A 20788-nucleotide genomic window follows, 5' to 3' on the forward strand; every position below is an offset into this window, starting at 1 on the left:
ACATCATGGCAGGGCAATTTCCATTGCCTGATATCAGTTGCCTTCGCGAATTTGCGTCAGCGTGCGGGCAGGGGTGATGGCCTCAGGGTCTAGCTTGATCTCGATGATCGCAGGCTTGCCACTGGCGCGGGCGCGCTCATAGGCCGGGCCGAAATCTTCCGTCTTCTCGACAATCTCGCCGTGGCCGCCATAGGCCTTGGCGAAGGCGACGAAGTCCGGGTTGACGAGATCCGTTGCGCTGACGCGACCGGGATATTCCCGCTCCTGATGCATGCGGATGGTGCCATAGGTGCCGTTATTGACCAGCACGGTGATGATGGGCAGGCCATAGCGCACGGCGGTGATGAATTCCTGCCCGTGCATCATGAAGCAGCCATCGCCCGCAAAGCAGATCACTTCGCGCTGCGGGAACAGATGCTTGGCGGCGACTGCGGCTGGCAGGCCATAACCCATGGAGCCGGATGTGGGTGCCGATTGCGTGTTGAAGCGGCGGAAGCGGTGGAAGCGGTGCACCCAGGTTGCGTAATTGCCAGCGCCATTGGTGAAGATCGTATCTTCCGGCACGTTGGCTTCGATCCAGTCCATGATCGGTCCCATCTGCACCGGGCCGGGGCCTGTCTTTGGCGGGGTGGACCATGTGCGATAGGTCGCATGCATCTCTGCGGTGCGCTCTGCCCAGACGGGGTTTTCAGGTGCTTCGAGCGTTGAAAGCGCTTCGACGAATTCGCCGGGGGCGGCGCAAATGGCAAGGTCTGGCCGGTAGACGCGGCCAAGCTCTTCGGCCTGCGGGAAGACATGCACCAGCGTCTGCGACGGGTAGGGAATGTCGAGCAGCGTATAGCCGGATGACGGCATTTCCGACAGGCGGCCACCGAGCAGAATGATGAGGTCCGACTGTTTGATCTCTTTCGAGAGCGCCGGATTGATGCCGATGCCGACATCACCCGCATAGGACGGGCTCAGGTGATCAAACAGCATCTGGCGGCGGAAGGAGCAGCCGACCGGCAGCTTGAAGCGTTCCGCAAAGGTCTTGAACTGGGCTACGGATTCTTCCGTCCAGCGTGTACCACCGAGGATGACCATGGGGCGCTGAGCAGTGGCTAGCAGCTCGGCAAGCTTTGCCATCTGCTGCGGGCCGGGGTGGTTTTCGACAGGCGTGTAGGGCTTGGCCGAGGGTGCTTCGACCAGTTCCACCAGCATGTCTTCCGGCAGGCTGAGAACCACGGGGCCGGGGCGGCCCGATGTGGCGACGGCGAAGGCGCGGGTGACGAATTCGGGAATGCGGCGGGCATCATCGATTTCGCCGACCCATTTGGCGAACTCGGTAAAGGCGCGGCGATATTCGACTTCCTGAAAGGCTTCGCGCTCACGCGCATCGCGCTGGACCTGACCGATGAACAGGATCATCGGTATGGAATCCTGCATGGCGATGTGCAGACCGGCAGAGGCATTGGTGGCGCCGGGGCCGCGTGTGACCATGCAGATGCCCGGTTCGCCCGTCAGCCGCCCCCAGGTGTCTGCCATCATGGCCGCGCCGCCTTCCTGCCGGCAGACGACGGTTTCGATGCCGCTTTCGTACAGCGCATCCAGCACGGCCAGATAGCTTTCGCCCGGCACACAGGCCACGCGGGAAACGCCATTGGCTTTCAGGGCTTCGACAATCAATTGTCCACCGGTTCTCTTCATGGCGTCAGGTTCCTTTCAATCTCGATCAACTCGGCCAGCACTTCCTGCTGATGCTCGCCAAGGCGAGGGCTTGGGCGGTTATAATGGAGCGGCGTTTCGGACAGCACGATGGGTGTGCGCACGCCGGGAATAACGGTGCCGTCTGCGGCCTCAAGATCCACCCGCAGGCCGCGTGCCTGCACCTGAGGATCAGCAAACATGTCCTCGATGGAATTGATCGGCCCGGCGGGCACGGCGTTGGTTTCGCAGGCGGTCAACAGGTCGCGTTTCAGCCATTTCAGTGTTTCGGTTGAAACAAGCTGCCGCACCTCGACCTTGTGGGCGACGCGGGCCTTGTTGGTGGCATAGCGTTCGTCATCGGCCACCGCTTCGATGCCGAGGATTTTGCACAGGCGGCGGAACTGTCCGTCATTGCCAACGGCCAGAATGAGGAAGCCATCGGCGGTGGGCACGACCTCGTAGGGGGAAATATTGGGGTGGGCATTGCCCAGCCGTGACGGTGCCTTGCCTGACATGAGGTAATTCATGTTCTGGTTGGCCAGCACGGCAGATTGCACATCCAGAAGCGCCATATCGATATGCTGGCCCTGGCCGGTGCGCATGGCGTGGATGAGGGCGGCCTGAATGGCTGTGACGGAATAGATGCCGGTGAAGATATCGGCCACCGCCACGCCCGCCTTCATCGGCTGGCCATCCGGCTCACCGGTGATGGACATGAAGCCCGACATGCCCTGCACGATATAATCATAACCGGCGAAATCCGCATAAGGTCCGGTCTGGCCAAAGCCGGTAATCGAGCAATAGATGAGCTTGGGGTTCAGCGCCCGCAGGCTCTGGTAATCCAGCCCGTATTTTTCCAGCCCGCCGCGCTTGAAGTTCTCGATGACGACATCGGCGGTTTTGACCAGACGGCGCACGGTTTCGCGGCCTTCGTCGCTTTTCAGATCGACGGTGATGGAGCGTTTGCCACGGTTGGTGGAGTGGTAATAGGCGGCGGACAAGTTGTCGCCATCCTTGCTCTCCACAAAGGGAGGCCCCCATGCGCGCGTATCGTCTCCGCCATCAGGGCTTTCTACCTTGATGACGTCAGCCCCCATATCCGCCAGCATCTGTCCGGCCCATGGGCCCGCCAGAACACGGGCAAGCTCAATCACACGAATGCCTGCAAGCGGCGGCTGTTTTTTGCTGGAAATGTCTGCCATGTTTTTCTCACATTTTCAGAAATCTATAGCCGTGCAAACTTCTGCGTGCATGTGAAATAATCTCATGGCCTTATTCCGTTTTGGAACTTCGATCAGCCCTCTGTCTCTGTCACCTTCCGCGTCCACGCCGCAAAATCTGCGGCGGGGACTTCCCAGCCGATTTCGTTCAGGGTTTCGTGGCGCATGCCGGGATAGATGCGGTCTTTGACATCCGTGAAGCCTGCGGAGCGGAATTGTTGCGCCAGCCAGACGATTTCGCGGCCATTGTTGGTGGCGGCGTCTTCATTGCCGCTGACGAGGAGGATGGGCATGGCTTTGGGCAGACGCGAGATGAGTTTGGGCCCGCGATAGGACATTTCAAACACATCCTGCCACAGCGAGACGCTGGCTTCGAACTGGCAGAGCGGGTCTTCGACATAGGCATCGACTGCTGCCTTGTCGTGGCTCAGCCAATCGGCAGAGGTGCGCTTTTCCGGCATCTTGCTGTTCCAGATGCGGAAGGTTGCCTTGGGCAGAATGGCGCTGGGAACGTCTGAGCCCTTGAGCATCTTCTCGGTGCGCAAAATGACCTGCGCTACACGCCCCATGATGCCGGGGTTGAGGTTGGAGTTCCACACCGACAGCGCATCGAAACGGTCCGGGTGGCTGACGGCGGTGTTGAGTGCGATGAGGCCGCCCATGGAGTGGCCGAAGAGAATGACGGGAAGGCCGGGGTGACGTTCGCCAACCATGGTCCTGATGGCCATGACATCGGCCATCACCTTTTGCACGCCGTCTTTCCATGCGAAGCGCCCGATGGGGGCGTCATCGGCCTTGGTGCGTCCGTGGCCACGGTGGTCATGGGCATAGACCTCAAGCCCCTCAGCCGCCATGGCCTGCGCGAAGCGGCGATAGCGCCCGGCATGTTCCACCAGCCCATGGCAGATCATCAAAACGCCGCGTGCCGTGCCCACGGCTGGCTCGTGCCGATAAGCGACCGATGCACCTGAAGGACTTGCCAGTCGATTGATTTCACTGAAGGCCATATCGTCCATTCATCTCTCCGCGGCTCACGCTTATTGTTGGGGTAGAGGTTGCTCCCGGCCCCTAATTACCTTACATAGCGGCAAATTTCCCATTCGAATTTTCAAATCTGACGCGGAGCATTCGCTACAATGGCACGTCAATTCATCTACCACATGTCGGGGCTGAACAAGTCTTACGGCGCCAAGAAAATCCTTGAGAACGTCAACCTGTCGTTCTACCCGGATGCCAAGATCGGTATTCTCGGACCAAACGGTGCGGGTAAATCCACCGTACTGCGCATCATCGCCGGTCAGGACAAGGACTTCACCGGTGAAGCCTGGTTGGCCGAAGGTGCGACCGTTGGTTACCTCGAGCAGGAACCGCATCTGGACGAAACCAAAAACGCGTTCGAAAACGTAATGGTGGGCGTGGCTTCCAAAACAGCCGTGCTGGACCGTTACAACGAACTGATGATGAACTATTCCGACGAAACAGCGGATGAAGGTGCCAAGCTTCAGGACATCATCGACAGCCAGAACCTGTGGGATCTGGAACAGCAGGTCGAGATGGCCATGGAAGCCCTGCGCTGCCCGCCAAAGGATAGCGACGTTTCGCTGCTGTCCGGTGGTGAGCGTCGTCGTATCGCGCTTTGCCGTCTGCTTCTGTCGCAGCCGGACCTGCTGCTGCTCGACGAACCGACCAACCACCTTGACGCTGAAACTATCGCATGGCTGGAAAAGCACCTGCGCGATTACCCCGGCGCTGTGATGATGATTACCCACGATAGATACTTCCTGGATAACGTTACCGGCTGGATTCTCGAGCTCGACCGTGGCCGTGGCATTCCTTACGAAGGCAACTACTCTGCCTACCTGACGGCGAAAGCCAAGCGCATGCAGCAGGAAGCCCGCGAAGATGCAGGCCGCCAGAAGGCAATTTCGCGCGAACAGGAATGGATTGCATCCAGCCCGAAGGCACGTCAGGCCAAGTCCAAGGCGCGTATCAAGTCTTACGAGCAGCTGGTGGATGCCGCCGACAAGCAGCGCCCCGGCGACGCGCAGATCATCATTCCCGTGTCCGAGCGTCTCGGCCAGGTGGTGATCGAGATGCAGGGCATCACCAAGGGCTTTGAAGGCCGCACGCTGATCAACGATCTCTCGATCAAGCTGCCACCGGGCGGTATCGTCGGTATCATCGGCCCCAACGGTGCCGGTAAGACGACGCTGTTCAAGATGATTACCGGTCAGGAAAAGCCAGATAGCGGTACAGTTCGCATCGGTGATACTGTTCAGCTTGGCTATGTTGACCAGAGCCGTGATGCGCTTGACGGATCCAAGACCGTTTGGGAAGAAATTTCCGGCGGCGCTGAAATCATCAAGCTCGGCAAGTTCGACATGAACTCCAGAGCCTATTGCGGTGCGTTCAACTTCAAGGGTGGCGACCAGCAGCAGAAGGTGGGCAACCTTTCCGGTGGTCAGCGTAACCGCGTGCACCTTGCCAAGATGCTGAAGGCAGGCGGCAACGTTCTGCTCCTCGACGAACCGACCAACGACCTTGATACCGAAACGCTCGGCGCGCTGGAAACAGCACTCGAAAACTTCGCTGGCTGCGCCATCATCATCAGCCATGATAGAATGTTCCTCGACCGCCTTGCCACGCACATTCTCGCTTTCGAAGGCGATGGCCATGTGGAATGGTTCGAAGGCAACTTCGAAGACTACGAACAGGACAAGGTCCGCCGCCTCGGTGCCGACGCACTGAACCCTGGCAGCCAGGCCTACAAGCGCCTGACGCGCTGATCCTAAAGTTGTAAATTGTCAAAAAGCCGCTGCATGTTTTTCGTGCAGCGGCTTTCTTTTTGTGCAGTATATTCCACTCATCTTGAGAAATAATTTTTATATTAGAAATAACAATTCGTATTTAGGCTTATTTAATCAGTCTCTCCCCTATTTATACTCCTGCATATGAATTGCACGTGTGACGGGCATGACGGTCCCGGACCGGGAGTGAAATGTCATGAAGTTGGTTGATGTTGCAATCAGTAAGCGCCTCTGGACTGCGGTCGCTCTGCCGATGATTGCTGCAGGTTATCTGTCCTGTGTCAGCTTGGTCGAGCGACTGGGTGACTACCGCGAGATGAACAATGTGGTCGTTATTGAAGGCCAGTTGAAGAAGCTCAGCGATATTGCTCACTCACTGCAGGTCGAGCGTGGTTTGACTGCCGGGTTTCTTGGCTCGAAGGGTGCGAAGAATGTTGCGGAGCTTTCTGCTGCGCGGAGCCAGACGGATAGCATCGCCAACCAGTTCGATTCCATTTTGAGTGTCCTTGGCGAATTGAGCGATGGAACCACATCCAGCAATTTCTCCACAGCCAGCACAAATCTGACCGCAGCCGTGAAGCTGCGCCCTTCCGTCGATGCCTTGTCTGCGACGGGTCCTCAGGCATTCAGTGCCTATACGTCAGCTATTGGCAATATCGTGTCCATTGTCGTGAGCATGACCGGTGAGGTGAGTGATCCCGATATCGCCCGCCAGATGGGGGCCTATTCCGAACTGATGAAGGCAAAGGAATTTGCGGGGCAGGAGCGTGGTCTTGGCAATGGCTTCATCAACGCGAAGAAAATGGACCCAACCCGCTTTGCGGAGTTTGCTGCGATGGCTGGTGGCCAGAAATCGCTGATCGATACATTCATTCTGGCGCAGCCCCGTGAGCGCGGCGCGAAATTCATTGAACTTCTTTCTGGGGTTACCAAGGACATATCGGATTTTCGCCAGCGCATTCTGGCGCAGGGGCAGGATGCCGATTTGAGTGGGCTGGATAGTGCCGCATGGTTTGCAATGGCGACGAAACGGATCGACGTCCTGAAGCAAATCGAAACCGAAAGCCTGGAGCAAATCCTAAACCTTGCGAAAAATCGCGCCCATGACGCGTACCAAAACCTGATCTTGATCGGAGCGCTGACGCTGTTGGGTGGCATTGCCATGGTCGTGTTGTCGAGCGTCATGGCCATGACTGTCGTCCGGCCCATCAGAAGCATGGTCGCCTCCATGGGCAGGCTTGCCAACGGTGATATTGACAAGACGGCTGCTCCTTCCGGTCGCAAGGACGAGATTGGCGATATGGAGCAAGCCGTTGAAATCTTCCGGCAATCTGCGCTGCGCAACCGTGAGCTTGAAGCTGCGGAAGCTGGAAGCCGTGCGCGGGCCGAAAGTGAGCGTGTTGAAATGCAGCGCGTGGCCGAAGCAGAGGCCCAGGAACGCCTCATTCAGGCCACCAGCGCGTTTGCTCAAAGCATGAAACGACTGGCGAGTGGCGACATGCTGTGCGAGTTGCACCAGCCTCTCGCATCGCAGTTTGAGACATTGCGCCAGGACTTCAACAGCTCAGTGCGCCAACTGCGCGAAACCTTGACCAGTGTGGGCCAATCGGTTTCGACGGTGACAAGCGGATCGCACGAGGTCTCGTCCGCATCTGGCGATCTTTCGAAGCGCACTGAACAACAGGCTGCCTCGCTGGAGCAAACGGCGGCGGCGCTGGAGCAGATTACCGTCAATGTTACCTCCACGTCGAAGCGCTCCGCAGAAGCCCGTGGCGTGGTGCGGAGTGCCCGTGAAAAAGCGGGTCGCTCCGGTGAAGTCGTGCGTGACGCAATTGCCGCGATGGGGAAAATCGAGGAGTCTTCCAAGCAGATCAGCCAGATCATCGGCGTTATCGACGAGATCGCATTCCAGACCAATCTTCTCGCTCTGAATGCGGGCGTCGAAGCTGCGCGTGCTGGAGAGGCGGGCAAGGGATTTGCCGTCGTTGCGCAGGAAGTGCGTGAACTGGCGCAGCGTTCTGCCAAGGCCGCAAAGGAAATCAAGGAGTTGATCAGAAACTCCGAGACTGCGGTGGGTGAAGGTGTCCGTCTGGTCAGTGATACGGGTGCGGGTCTTGGTGAAATTGCCGAACTGGTGCAATCCGTCAATTCGCACATGGAAGCCATTGCAACCGCCGCGCAGGAGCAATCTTCCGGCCTTTCCGAGATCAATTCCTCGATCAACCATATGGACCACACCACACAGCAGAATGCAGCCATGGTGGAAGAGATGACGGCAGCGGGTGCATCCCTTGCACGCGAAAGCGCAAATCTGAACGATCTGCTCTCGCATTTCCAACTCGGACAGCCCGCTCGTGCCAAGCCGATCGAGGTCGCGCCCCGTGCGGTGTCTCCGCGCCCGGCGCCACGCAGCGTGCCGATGAGCCACGGCAATGCCGCCCTGGCTGTGGCGAAGGATTGGGAAGAGTTTTAAGGCTCTCCATAGGGCTGCGGGTGGGGCGCGCTGCCGCGAAGGCAGTTAGCGCCTGTTCCGCAACCATCTCCAGCGTCCACGACGAGAAAAGGGCATCAGCGAAAGCTGGTGCTTCGGCCACCCTCAATTTTGAAAGCTTTAGAACTTTTACGAATTTTTATTTGGTGGAGCATAGGCTCTCAGAATGAGTCCTTATGCAGCGATTCGTCTGCACGGAGAGACCAATATTTATTGTCGTCAATTCCGGTAGATTTGGAATTATCAATTTTCAAAAAGCTGCTTTGTAATCCGGGGGTTACATGTTTTCGATTCGAAATATTCTTGTCAGCGCCTTTCTCATTGTGAGCATCCTGCTCTGTGGTCTTGTCGGGTCTTCGACATATTCCGCATTTTCGCAATATCAGGTCAGCCGCTCGGTGAACGAGTTGGCCAATCTGGATCGCGCTCTTTTCAACACTCTTCTCAATTTCCGCAGTGAGCGCGGTGACAGTGCGAGCGCACTGACGATGCCTCGCAGTGCGGGTGCGGCATCCTATGAGAGCGTTCAGAAGGCGCGGGCAAAGGTTGATGCTGCGCTCTCACAGGCGACTGGCGATTCCGACAGCGTCATTACCCCTGAAATCAGCAGCACGATGACCGCGATGCGCTCCGTCTATAGCCGTCTTCAGGAGCAGCGCAAAAAGATCGATCAGGCGGTAACGCTTGAACTGGACCAGCGTGAAAAGGGAATGGACAAGGTCATTCTCGATCTTGGCAACGAGTTCCTGAATTCGCTTGAGGCCACCTCGCTGGCGATTGAAAGCGAAATGCGCAGCCTCGACCCGAGCTCTGTCGCCCTCATTCAAATCCGCTCGCAAGCCTGGGCCGCACGTGCATTGGGTGGCAGCGGCGCTGTTGTTGTCAACGGCGTGGTTTCTGCCAATCGTGGCCTGAATGCTGCGGAGGTTAGCAGCATCATTGCAAACGACGCCGGTGTTGAGTTCGCCTGGAAATCGGTTCGTGTTCTTGTCAACCATCCCCATATCGCTCAGTCATTGAAGGACGAGCTGACCAAGGCTGACAACAGCTATTTCAAAGGCGATTTTGCCACGTGGCGCTCCGGCATTCTCGCCAAGTTGAAAGCGGGAGAGAGCGCTGGCGTGACCATTGATGAATGGCGCCCGAAGATTACCGCAGCGCTGGGCACGATCGCCTCTGTCGCTTCGCTGGCCATGGATGAGTTGAACCGTGTCGCCACGGCACAAGAAGCTGCCTATCTTCAGTCCCTGATCTTCTATTCCGTGCTTCTGATCGTTGCCATGGCAATCGGTATTGCGGGCATCTTCATCGTTGTTACCCGTGTGACACGGCCGATTTCGAGCCTGACGAGCTGCATGGGCAAGCTTGCCGATGGCGATCTGACCGTCGCAATTGATGGCGCAAGCCGCCAGGATGAAATTGGTGGCATGGCGCGCTCCGTGGAAGTTTTCCGTGAATCCGCTATTCGCAACAAGCAGTTGGAAGCCGATGCTGAGGTTAACCGCAAGCGCTCTGAAGAAGAGCGTGTGACGATGCAGCGGCAGGCCGAAGAAGAGGCTGAGGCGCGTCTTGTTCAGGCCACCAACACCTTTGCGGCCAGCATGAAGCGGCTGGCGGCAGGTGATATGCTGTGCGAGCTGAATGAGCCGGTGGCATCGCAGTTTGAAATGCTGCGCGGAGACTTCAACAGCTCTGTTCGGCAACTGCGTGAGACACTGGCAAGTGTCGGCGTCTCGGTTTCGACCGTTACAGGCGGTTCGCACGAAATTTCGTCGGCATCTGACGATCTGGCCAAGCGGACCGAACAGCAGGCTGCTTCACTGGAAGAAACGGCTGCCGCGCTCGAACAAATCACATCCAATGTGACAGCGACATCCAAGCGGTCCACTGAGGCCCGCAGCGTGGTGCGCAACGCCCGCGAAAAGGCCAGCAGCTCCAGCGATGTGGTGCGCAACGCCGTTGCCGCCATGGAGCGGATCGAGCACTCCTCCAAGCAGATCGGCCAGATCATCGGCGTCATCGACGAGATCGCTTTCCAGACCAACCTTCTGGCGCTGAATGCCGGTGTGGAAGCCGCCCGTGCGGGTGAGGCCGGCAAGGGCTTTGCCGTTGTGGCGCAGGAAGTGCGTGAGTTGGCGCAACGTTCGGCCAAGGCCGCGAAGGAAATCAAGGAGCTGATCAGCAATTCCGCGGTTGCGGTGGGTGAGGGCGTGCGTCTGGTGAATGATACGGGCACAGGGCTTGGCGAGATTGCCGAGCTGGTGCAGTCCGTGAATATTCACATGGAAGCAATCGCGACAGCCGCGCATGAGCAATCCGTTGGGCTTGCGGAGGTCAATACGGCGGTGAACCATATGGACCAGGCAACGCAGCGCAACGCGGCGATGGTTGAGGAAATGAATGCCGCAGGTGCATCGCTTGCGCAGGAAAGCGCAAATCTGAACGGTCTGCTCTCTCACTTCCAGTTGGGACAACCGGGTCGTGCCCAGCCTGTTGCGACAGCGCCACGAGCGGCTTCTGCCCGCCCGGCGTCTCCACGACCGGCGCCACGCAGCGTGCCAATGAGCCACGGCAATGCCGCGCTGGCCACGAAAGAATGGGAAGAGTTCTGAGGCAATCCTCTCCTCTTTGATCTGGCTTTTGAGCCTTAGAATAAAGCCGCCGCATCCCATGATGCAGCGGCTTTTTTGCGAGAAAATTTGAGACTATAGATCTGTCGCAGATCCTACGACCGCTCATTCCAAGCGGATAGCGTCATCACGCCCGGAATATCTGGCCGGGCTTGTTCTGGCAGGATTGCGATGTATTCCAATTGGTGGCCGTCCGGATCGTTGAAGTAGACGCTGGCGGCAGGCATCCATGGGAAGACGATGGGCTCATCGATTTCCGCGCCGGTCCCGCTTTGAGGGGTAATCCCTTTTGAGCGCAGGTAGGTGGGCGCGGCGATGACCTGATCCAGCGTTGTCTGGAATGCGATGTGCAGCTTCATCTGGAGCGGGCTGCTGTGGATGGACCAGAGGCCAAGCATGGAGGTTTCTCGGCTGCCGATCCAGAAGAAGGCGACGTTTCGCTCGGGGATGGTGTGTGCCAGCTCAAGCCCGACGATATCGCGGTAGAAATCGATTGATCGCTCAAGGTCCGTGACGGTCAGGTGGGTCTCATACAGTCCTTGGATGGATATCATGGGTCAACTCCTTTGGTCGTTCAAAGCGCCTTCGTGCGGTGCTTGATTGATGGGCTGACAAGGTCCATAGAACCTCAACCATAGTTGAGGTCAAGGGGCATGGCGGCAGAATTGAACATTCATCGGGAGCTGTCGGTTGGCGAGGTGGCCAAGCGGTGCGGCGTTGCCATTTCCACGATCCATTTTTATGAGGCGAAGGGGCTTTTGACGCCTTTGCGCAATGCCGGAAACCAGAGGCGCTACCCTCGAGAGGTGTTGCGTCGAGTGGCCATCATCAAGATTGCCCAGCAGGCTGGCATACCCCTTGCGGAGATTGGCAGGGAACTGGCGGCCCTGCCGAACGGTCGCACCCCCAATGCGCAGGACTGGAACAATCTGGCCACATCCTGGCGTGCTGCTCTGCAAAAGCGGATCGACAAGCTTATGCAGCTGAGAGATGACCTGGAGGGATGCATCGGGTGTGGATGCCTGTCAGTGGCAGATTGCCCATTGCGCAATCCCGGCGACAGACTGGGTGCTGAGGGGACGGGAGCTGTGCTTCTGAAATAGATCGCCGTTGCAGGCTGTTAACCCTGTGCGGACTTGCGGCAATGTCGGTCGGATTTTGTCGCTCTGTCGGTTTCTGCCATCTTGCATCTCCTCTGAAATCGTATAAAGATATCTTTATATGTTGATTGAGTTGAGGTTGGTGCATTGGCTCTAGGGCTTGATAATCTGGTGGGGCTTTTGAAGGCGGCGGGCGAGCCAACGCGGTTTCGGTTGCTTGCGCTGTTAGGCGCTGGCGACCTGACGGTGACGGATCTGACGGAAATTCTGGGGCAGTCGCAGCCGCGCATTTCCCGCCATCTCAAGCTTCTGGCTGAAGAGGACCTGATCGACCGTTATCAGGAAGGCGCATGGGCCTATTTCCGGCTGAAGCAGGATGGCATTGCTGCGGAGATGGTGAAGCAGTTGCTGGCGGCTGCATCGCGCAATGACGCCGTGCTGTTGCGGGATTCCGAGCGGCTTTCAGCCGTCAAACGGGTGCGAGCCGAGCGGGCGCAGGATTACTTTTCCCGCAATGCTTCCGCCTGGGATGAGCTTCGCCGTCTGCACGTGAGTGATGATGCGGTGGAAGGCGCGCTGCAGAAGCTGATTGGCACAACACCGGTTGATTCCATGCTGGATCTTGGCACCGGTACGGGTCGTATCTTGCAGCTATTCAGCGGCATCTACCGCCGCGCAATCGGCATTGATGCCAGCCGTGACATGCTGGCGGTTGCCCGCTCCAATCTGGACAAGGCCGGTGTGGCGCATGCGTCCGTGCGGCACGGCGACATTTTGAACCTGCCGCTTGAAAGCCAGGATTTCGACCTCGTGGTGGTGCATCAGGTTTTGCATTTTCTCGACCACCCGCAGATGGCACTTGCCGAGGCTGCGCGCATGCTGCGCCCCAATGGTCGTCTGGTGATTATCGATCTGGCTCCGCATTCGCTGGAATATCTGCGGGAAGAGCATGCGCATGTGCGCCTCGGCTTCTCCCACCAGACGATGGAAGAGTGGCTGAAAAAGACCGGTCTGAAGCCCGAAACGGCTGTTGACCTGCATTCGGGAAATGCGTCTGCCCAATCGCTTGACGTTACAATATGGGTCGCGCGCGATCCGCGCCTGCTGATGGCTGGCGAGGAGACGATGGACGCACCGCTTCTTTCCGCCGGGAGGGCATGAGATGACAAAGACCGACACAGACCGCCATGCGAACGAAAGCTTCAAGCTTTCCTTCGAGTTCTTCCCGCCTAAAAGCGCCGATATGGATGTTCAACTGTGGGAAACGGTTGAGGAACTGTCGCGCTGGAACCCGGATTTCGTTTCCGTGACCTATGGCGCAGGCGGCACAACCAAGGCCCCGACACTGCAAGCGGTGCAGCGCATGATTTCCGTTGCCGGACTGTCCACCGCATCGCACCTGACCTGCGTTGATGCCAGCAAGCAGGAAGTTCATGACGTGGTGGCCGAGTTTCGGGACGCAGGCGTGAAGCACTTCGTGGCGCTGCGTGGCGACCCTTCCACGGGCGTTGGCACCGATTACAAGCCGCATCCTGAGGGCTATGAGAATGCAGCGGCGCTAGTGCGCGGGCTGCGTGAGCTGGGTGATTTCGAAATCTCTGTTTCGGCCTATCCCGAGAAGCACCCGGAAAGCGAAAGCGATGCTGTCGATATCGATATGCTCAAGCGCAAGGCTGACAATGGTGCGACCCGCGCTCTGACGCAGTTCTTCTTCGACAATGATATTTTCGAACGCTACATGGAGCGCGTGACCAAAGCGGGCATCACCATTCCCGTAGTGCCGGGCATCATGCCAATCCAGAACCTGACGCAATTGAAGCGGTTTGCCGGTCGCTGCGGCACCAGTGTTCCGTCGTTTCTGGATGACCGTTTTGCCGGTTACGATGATGATGCGGCGGGCAGGGCAAAGGTTGCGGCAGAGGTTGCTGCCGAGCAGATCCTTGACTTGCAACGGCGCGGTATCAACGAATTCCACCTCTACACCATGAACCGCGCACCGCTGGTGAACGCTGTTCTGGAAAATGTGGGCTATCGTCCGCTGCGCAGGTCAGCCGCGTAAGCGGTTTGGCCTTTCAAATTGCTGAAATGACAAAAGCGCAGGTTTGGCAAAACCTGCGCTTTTTACTGTGATTGATAATCAACTGCTTGATGTTGGCGACAACCCCAAGGTGCGTGTCAGATGAATAACATCACTCCGATAAACGCGAACGCCACACCAACTGCTAAGGCATTAAGAGAATTTGTAAGTCCCATGCTCTGCCTCCTTTACGTTGACAGTAAGCATTATGACCCTTTTGTGTCGCTTGAAAAGCGAAATCTATATTGCGGCGCACACAAAAACGGCCACAATTTCAGAGCGTTGGAGCCAATCCATTGAAAAACAACTTATATTACGATCTGTAAAATTGAGTGCAAATTGTGAAAAAACGTAAACGGCCATGGTTAATGCCATGGCCGTTTGTCTTAATGGGTTAGAATCCGTGGTTTCGGCGTATCAGAGCGCGTCCAGCAGAGCGCGGGTTGGCCAGCCATCTGCGGGCAGACCGAGGCGCTGTTGCTCACGCTGGACCGCGATGCGGGTGCCAGAGCCGAGAATGCCATCGATCTTGCCGACATCATGGGTCTTGGCATCCAGCTTGGTCTGAAGTTCCTTCATTGCCGCATCATCAAGACCTGGCTCCGGGTTGCCCTTGGCATAGACAGGGGCGCCCATGAAGCGGGTTGCGAAATAGGCAGCCGAGGTGGTGTAGATGAAGGACTGGTTCCATTCCAGATAGATGTTGAAGTTGGGGTAGGTGAGGAAGGCCGGGCCCTTGCGGCCCTGAGGCAGGATGAGGGCTGCGGGCAGGGCGGCAAACGCCTTGTCACCGTTCTTAGGAGCAACGCCGAGGTTGAACCACTCGCCCGCTGTCATCGTGCCGCCGAGACCGGATTTTTCCCAAGGGAGGTTTTCCGGTACGGACACTTCCTCGATCCATGGCTCGCCCTTCTTGAAGCCGAGATGCTGGATGAACTTCGCAGCGGTCAGGATGGCATCCGGGCTGCTGGCCTTGACGTTGACGTGGCCATCGCCATCACCATCTACGCCGAAGGCAATGATGTCCTTTGGCAGCATCTGCACCTGGCCGATTTCGCCTGCCCATGCACCGGTGTTGGTGGCGGGATCGAGATCGCCGTGCTGAACCATTTCGGTCAGCGCGATGAGCTGCGGGCGGAAGAGTTCCGGGCGGCGGCAATCATGGGCCAGCGTGACCAGTGCGTTGCGGGTGTTGAAGTCTCCCTGAACAGCGCCGAAATCTGTTTCCATGGCCCAGAAGGCGGCGATGACGCCTGCGGGAACGCCAAATTCTTCTTCGGCGCGCTTGAAGGTGGTGTTGAATTCCTGGATTTTCTTGCGGCCCATATCCAGCCGTCCCTGACTGACGGTGCGCTGGGAGAATTCAAGGAAGGTCTGGCGGAAAACGCCCTGGGCGCGGTCTCGCGACAGCACCTTCTGGTCGATCTGCGCACCTGACAGAGCCTTGTCAACGGCGTCAGCGGATACGCCCTTGGCGACCGCATCAGTCTTTACGCCAGCAAGGAACGTTGCGAGATCGCCACCGCAGGCTACCTGCTTTGGATCATCGGGCGAGACCGCCGGGGTGACAGCGAGCGCAGAGCCGCAGGACAATGTAAGGAGAGTGGCAGCAAGTGCTAGGCTGCGGGGCGAAAAGCTGGACATTAAAATACCTCAAGTGAGCTTGTGACCCTGCGTTCGCCAAAATTTGTGGCAGAAGCGTGGGCAGACGCGGAGAAAAGCCCACCGCGCCATTTTGTTTCCCGGACATGCGAATATTTCACACGTGATCTGCCATAATTTCCAGGAAAATCAAGGTCACTTAGCCGCGCGGGTGGTTGGCTGAGGCCATCCATTGACGCCAGTTTTTCTCGGAACCGGCGAAGACGTTGATATCTGTGGGGGTGCTGATGCCGGGGATGACGCCGGTGCCGGTATATTGCCAGAAGGACCATTGCCGATCGCTGTAGATCTCAGCTGGGTGGGCGGCGGTGGAGCGGACCCAGAAAGGGTAGTTCTTGAACTGGCCGACCAGATTATCGCGGTGGAAATCCACGCTGGTGTAGATGATGGGCCGCTTGCCGTAATGCGCTTCGATGCGACGCATGAATTTCAGCATCTCAGAGCGCACCACTTCCGGTGCAGGGCGCGTCTTGCAGGTGGGGGAGGCGGGGTTCCACTCCACGTCCAGCACGGGCGGCAGCTTCATGGATTCCTTCGGAACGCTGCGAATGAACCAGTCTGCCTGCGCATCCGCTGTCGCGCAGAAATAATAGAAGTGATAGGGCGCATGCGGAATGCCAGCGGCTGCGGCCTCGCGCCAATATTCTTCAAAGCGGGCATCCAGACGGTCGGTACCTTCCGTTGCCTTGATGAAGGCGAAGGATACGCCGGATTTCCGTACGGTCTTCCAGTCGATTTCGCCATTCCACTTGGACACATCGATGCCATGCACCTCATGCTTATGGGGAGATCTGGAGCCGAATTCGTGGGGATCATTATCCTTGAAACGGGGCTGGGCCAAAGACGCCGTTTCGAGGAAATCGTAGCTGGTGGAAGTGCAGCCGCTGAGCAGCAGAACGGTCGATAAGATAGCCGGAAGAAGCCGCTGCATGATAATCCCAGAAATACGAATGGCAGTCCGCGCTGCCCGGAGAAGGGCGCGCCGTAATCTCTCATTTACCATAACAGGGTAAACAAGGTGTTATGGCAAGCGCCAGCCCCTTCGATTTCCGTCATCTCACGCGGATGTCAGGCCGTTTCATTCTTTGGGAAGTGTCAGAACTGCCCGCCAGGCATAGCCACGGGCAATGGGTTCGAATTCCAGTGTTGCACCGTGGCTGCCCGCAAGTGTTTCCAGCACGTAGCGCATATTGGCGCGGGGGGTAACGTGGAATTTGGCAAGCCATGCCTGAAGCAGGCTGCGGAACCAGGTTGGCAAATGCTCCTGCTGGCCGAAATCCACGATGTGCAGGGAGCCGCCGGGGGCAAGTGCCAGCAAGGCGCGCTCCACGGCCTTTTCCCAATCCGGGATCATCGAGACCGCATAGGAAATCATGATCCTGTCAAAGCCGGAGGCGCGGCCAAATTCTGATAGCTTGAAGGTGGTGGCATCCGACACGCGCAGGATTGGGCGCTCGCGGTGGCTGCCGAAGTTTTCGCTGGCGGTGGTCAGCATTTCGGACGAAATATCCAGACCATACAGTTTTGCCGTGGGGAAGAGCTTTGCGGCGCGCAGGAGGTTGCGCCCTGTGCCGCAGCCGACTTCCAGCAGGTTGCCATCCATCGGAACATCGAGTTTGTCGATGGTCGTATCGCGGCCCAGAAGGTAGTATTTTCGCGTCAGATCATAGATGTGGCGCTGGTGGCGGTACATCTTGTCCATGAGGTTGGCGTGGTTGACATCACCAAGGCTGATTGGATCGCCGATGCTCTTCATGCCGATGCCCTCTGATAGATGTGGAAGCCGCCATAGATGCCGGAGCGGTCGCTTGCGTTCAGCTCCTGCGAACGCTCGGCCAGATAGGTCCATTGCGCGCTGATGTCAGGCGACAGGCGGCCTTCGATGACGCTCTTCTCAGCGGCGGTGCGGAAGATGACGCGGGCGTCTGGTGCCGCCGTGCGGCTGATCTGCGACCACAATTCGTTGATCTGCGTGTCCGTCATCCAGTCCTGCGCATCCAGAAGCACGTAGCGGTCTACCGAGGAGGCGGGCTTGGAGGCCAGAAGCTCGGTGAAGGTGGCGTGGTGAACGGAGACGCGGGAGGCGTTTTCGCGGATGGCTTCGTAATAATCGCTGCGCAGATAATCCGGCAAATTCCCTTCCTGGGATTGCGGATAGCGGCGCGCAAAGGCCTGCCATGCGAAGTAGTTCTCCTTCAGCGGAAAATCGCAGGCGAGCTTTTCAAGGCGCTGGCGCAGAACTGGGGCAATGGTGTTGCCGTGCGAGAGGCTTGCCAGCTCATCATACTGGCGTGGCGGAATGCCGAGGCCGAAGAGCGAGCTCTTGCGCTTCGTCAGCCAGCGGATCATTGGCTTGTCGAACAGGGGCGCGACCTTCTGATCGAAAAACTGGCGCTGCTCATCCATGGAGCGGGCATTGGCCATATCCGTCAGCTTCACGCCGTGCAGGCGCGCCAGCACGTGGCCTACGCCAATAAAGCGGCCGAGAAGGCCGGTGCGATAGATATTGCGATCAAAGACAGTGATGCGGCGGCGGCCGCTCAAAGTGCGCTTGGACCAATAGGCGCGGGTCTGTGCATCGAGATTGGGGGCGATGAACTGGTCATAACCGGAGCTGTTGGAGCGGACATCGGCCACGCCGAACTGGCGCACGACATCGCCGTGGTTCGGAAGGTGCCGGAATGCGGCGAGCTTCAGCTTGTTAAGCGCGATATGATGGGGATTGAGATCAACCACATCGATGCGTGAAGGATTGCGGGAAAGATAGGCCAGAACGTTGCAACCGCCGGAGCCGATGGTGACGATGCTCTGGCCATCGCGCAGCTCCATGGCACGCATATCGACATCAGGGTCTTCCCAGATCTGCGGGTAGACCAGGCCGGAGAACAACACGCCGAACAGGCGTTCCGAAAGGCCGCTGGTGGACAGGGCCTTGTGCTGGAGGAGGGCACTCTTGAGCTTAACGTTTTTGCTGAAACCGGTCTTTGGCGCCACACTCGTCATCTGATTCCACCTCTCATTCGGTTCAGAGGCGTTTAGCGGCGGGACGCAACAGTTTGATGACGGGCGTGTATGGACAAGCCGGGCGTAGCTTCACGCAGCCGAACGCCTTCGCCACGGATGGGGCGACCGGCGGTCAATGGCTGAGCGGATGCGAAGAACCGATCTCCCGACCTGTGGGGAGATGCAGAAATATGGAGCGGCAGGATTACTTGCGCAGAACGTGCAGCATGCCCTTGCGCTTGGCGTCGTAATAATAGCCGCGCGCATAGAGGCGAACCGCGTTGTCGCGGTCGTTATCGGCAACCATCCATGCGCCGCGCAGGTATTTCACGGCATATTTAAGGTTGGTTTCTGCGTCGAAGAGGCCGGAGGCCGGGCCATCAAAGCCCATGGAGCGGGCTGTGGCGTGCTTGATCTGCATCAGGCCGAAGTGGCCGCCGTTAATGGCGCGCGGATTGTAACGGCTTTCACGCATGACCACACGGTGGACCAGATCTTCCGGCACATCATACATGGTTGCATATTTGGTGATGAGACCGCTGAGCTGCTGGCGTCCACCCATGGCGGTGGCCAATGGAGATGTTGTTAGACCTTCGCGGGTGCTGATGGCTGCAAGGGCGGCGTTTTGCGGTGCCGAGGCATAGGCCAGCATCGCGCCCTGCGGCTTCGGCACGGGAATGACGCTCTGCTGCTTCATCATTTCTTCCGTCAGCGGAATGGCGGCGGCAGAAGGCGTGCCGGGGGCGCTTGGCGCTGCCGGGAAACCGCCCTTGAGGGCAACGACCTGAGGAAGAGCGGCGCTGGTAGCGGCCTGCTGGGTGACGGCTGCGGCGGCAGACGTTGTTGCGGCTGGTGCCGCAAGCGCTACCTGCGTGACGGGTGCTTGTGCTTGAACCTGCGGCTGCATCTGCGCGCTGATGGCGGCTGCGGCTGCAATTTCGGATGCTGGTGGAAGTGCGACACGGCCACCCTTGATGGCGGTGGCAGTCGGCAATGGATTGGTGGTGGTTGCTGCGGCAAGCTGGGGAGCTGCGGGCGCCGTTGCTGATGCTGTGGTGGTGGCGGAAGCGGGTTGTGCTGAAGCTGTGGCTTCCTGCGTGGTAGCGGGTGTTTGGCTGGCGGTATTTTCAGATGCTGGTGTAACCGCTGTCATCTGCGGGCGGGGGCTGTATTCGACGCTGGTGCATCCTGCCAGTGTGAGCGCCACGCCTATTGTTGACGACAGAAACAGCGCCGATTTTCGACGAAAATTGCCTGAAATTTTCATTCTGCCGCCTTTAACTGCACTGCCGGTCTCAAGCCCAGATTCAAGCGAAACGGGCAGTCCCTGTGGCGCGATCATTAACCTATCGTAAGGTTTCGGGCAAGCGGGGACTGAGTAGCAAATTCTTATGCAGCGATTTTGCGATATCCCGCCGTGACGGCGCGACCGGCGATGAAGCTCTTACGCTTTGAATTTGCTGGTTTTTTGGAAACGGACATGCGCCGCACGGATGTAATGGTAAAGCGTGCGAATACCGCCTGCAAGCTAAGGCAGACAAGCGCGATGAGAAGAAGGACCGCCTGCATCTGCGTGACCATTTCAACCACATTGCGTGTGCCGTTTAAAAACTGCATGAGGAAGGCGACAAAAAAGCCGAAATACCGCAGGCGCAGGGCGGCTGTCACGAAGCAATCGGAAAACACGGTGCCGAAGGATTTTCCGCGCAGATTGTCGTTATCGGCATTGGCCTCACGAGCGGCGGGGGTGGCGATTGTCCAGAGAACGAACAGCATCAGCCAGGCGGTTCCGGTCCAGCGCAGGATATCGATGAGAGAAGACGGCATCAGCTCGACGCCGACCACGATGATGGACGCGGCGGTGACGGTGGTGACGATGCCAAGGGTTGCGCCTGAGACGGCGGCAAGCGTGGCGCGCTTGCCACGAATGGAAGCGTAGCTGGCGACCTTGAATGATATGAGTGAGGGCAGTGTGAAAAGAATGGCACAGGCCAAGCAGAACACGAGCCAGACTTGCACAGACATTGCTTTCCTCCTTGCCCTCCCTGCACGTATTTTTTGTTAACCTACAGCATTGCCCCAGAAACCGAAACGGATTTATGGGTCTGAAGG

16 protein-coding genes are annotated in these 20788 nt (G+C 58.1%); 6 read left to right on the forward strand and 10 right to left on the reverse strand.

The genetic code is table 11. From position 1 onward, the window contains the following. Positions 1-33: 33 nt before the first annotated feature. From IFT53_RS07885 to IFT53_RS07895, 3 genes are all read right to left on the reverse strand, one after another. Positions 34-1686 (reverse strand): thiamine pyrophosphate-binding protein, encoded by a 1653-nt coding sequence (locus IFT53_RS07885; protein ID WP_192064137.1) that lies wholly within the window; start codon positions 1684-1686, stop codon positions 34-36. Next, positions 1683-2888, reverse strand: coding sequence for a CaiB/BaiF CoA transferase family protein (locus IFT53_RS07890; RefSeq protein WP_192064136.1), 1206 nt, complete (start codon positions 2886-2888; stop codon positions 1683-1685). Before IFT53_RS07890 ends, IFT53_RS07885 begins: the two co-directional genes overlap by 4 nt. Before the next feature lie 92 nt (positions 2889-2980). Beyond that, positions 2981-3922: an alpha/beta hydrolase gene (locus IFT53_RS07895; RefSeq protein ID WP_192064135.1), complete on the reverse strand. Its 942-nt coding sequence runs from the start codon at positions 3920-3922 to the stop codon at positions 2981-2983. 120 nt (positions 3923-4042) lie between these two features. Between IFT53_RS07895 and ettA the strand changes: the two genes are divergently transcribed. The 3 genes from ettA (at position 4043) to IFT53_RS07910 (ending at position 10816) form a co-directional block, all read left to right on the forward strand. Continuing rightward, positions 4043-5692: an energy-dependent translational throttle protein EttA gene (gene ettA, locus IFT53_RS07900; RefSeq protein ID WP_192064134.1), complete on the forward strand. Its 1650-nt coding sequence runs from the start codon at positions 4043-4045 to the stop codon at positions 5690-5692. A 217-nt stretch (positions 5693-5909) separates the two neighbouring features. Next, a complete protein-coding gene (locus tag IFT53_RS23700; protein WP_192064133.1) occupies positions 5910-8186 on the forward strand; it encodes a methyl-accepting chemotaxis protein in 2277 nt (758 codons plus the stop codon). A 299-nt stretch (positions 8187-8485) separates the two neighbouring features. After that, positions 8486-10816, forward strand: a complete 2331-nt coding sequence (locus IFT53_RS07910) for a methyl-accepting chemotaxis protein (protein WP_192064132.1) — start codon at positions 8486-8488, stop codon at positions 10814-10816. A gap of 113 nt (positions 10817-10929) precedes the next feature. Here the strand turns inward: IFT53_RS07910 and IFT53_RS07915 are convergent, their stop codons facing one another. Beyond that, positions 10930-11388 (reverse strand): VOC family protein, encoded by a 459-nt coding sequence (locus IFT53_RS07915; protein ID WP_192064131.1) that lies wholly within the window; start codon positions 11386-11388, stop codon positions 10930-10932. Between the two features lie 99 nt (positions 11389-11487). On the opposite strand from IFT53_RS07915, the gene soxR reads away from it, so the two are divergent. From soxR to metF, 3 genes are all read left to right on the forward strand, one after another. Beyond that, a complete protein-coding gene (gene soxR, locus IFT53_RS07920) occupies positions 11488-11937 on the forward strand; it encodes a redox-sensitive transcriptional activator SoxR (RefSeq protein ID WP_192064130.1) in 450 nt (149 codons plus the stop codon). A gap of 144 nt (positions 11938-12081) precedes the next feature. Continuing rightward, positions 12082-13095 (forward strand): ArsR/SmtB family transcription factor, encoded by a 1014-nt coding sequence (locus IFT53_RS07925; protein WP_192064129.1) that lies wholly within the window; start codon positions 12082-12084, stop codon positions 13093-13095. A gap of 1 nt (position 13096) precedes the next feature. After that, the gene (metF, locus tag IFT53_RS07930) at positions 13097-13993 is read left to right on the forward strand and encodes a methylenetetrahydrofolate reductase [NAD(P)H] (protein ID WP_192064128.1); all 897 of its coding nucleotides are present in this window, start codon (positions 13097-13099) and stop codon (positions 13991-13993) included. A 435-nt stretch (positions 13994-14428) separates the two neighbouring features. Here the strand turns inward: metF and IFT53_RS07935 are convergent, their stop codons facing one another. From IFT53_RS07935 to IFT53_RS07960, 6 genes are all read right to left on the reverse strand, one after another. Continuing rightward, the gene (locus IFT53_RS07935) at positions 14429-15655 is read right to left on the reverse strand and encodes a lytic murein transglycosylase (protein ID WP_192064127.1); all 1227 of its coding nucleotides are present in this window, start codon (positions 15653-15655) and stop codon (positions 14429-14431) included. Positions 15656-15812: 157 nt separating this feature from the next. Then, positions 15813-16604 carry a glycoside hydrolase family 25 protein gene (locus IFT53_RS07940; protein WP_192064126.1) on the reverse strand — a complete coding sequence of 264 codons (792 nt, stop codon included), beginning with the start codon at positions 16602-16604 and terminating at the stop codon, positions 15813-15815. 147 nt (positions 16605-16751) lie between these two features. Continuing rightward, positions 16752-17429, reverse strand: a complete 678-nt coding sequence (locus tag IFT53_RS07945; RefSeq protein ID WP_192064125.1) for a class I SAM-dependent methyltransferase — start codon at positions 17427-17429, stop codon at positions 16752-16754. After that, positions 17426-18676 (reverse strand): DUF3419 family protein, encoded by a 1251-nt coding sequence (locus IFT53_RS07950; RefSeq protein WP_192064124.1) that lies wholly within the window; start codon positions 18674-18676, stop codon positions 17426-17428. The genes IFT53_RS07945 and IFT53_RS07950 overlap by 4 nt, the downstream gene beginning before the upstream one ends. Positions 18677-18881: 205 nt before the next feature. Continuing rightward, entirely contained in the window at positions 18882-19943 is a 1062-nt protein-coding gene (locus IFT53_RS07955; protein ID WP_192064123.1) for a lytic transglycosylase domain-containing protein, read from the reverse strand. A 122-nt stretch (positions 19944-20065) separates the two neighbouring features. Continuing rightward, positions 20066-20701 (reverse strand): LysE family translocator, encoded by a 636-nt coding sequence (locus tag IFT53_RS07960; RefSeq protein WP_192064122.1) that lies wholly within the window; start codon positions 20699-20701, stop codon positions 20066-20068. Positions 20702-20788 lie beyond the last annotated feature (87 nt).

It is taken from the genome of Rhizobium sp. CFBP 13644, from assembly GCF_014842165.1.
Classification (GTDB): Bacteria; Pseudomonadota; Alphaproteobacteria; order Rhizobiales; family Rhizobiaceae; genus Agrobacterium; species Agrobacterium tumefaciens_C.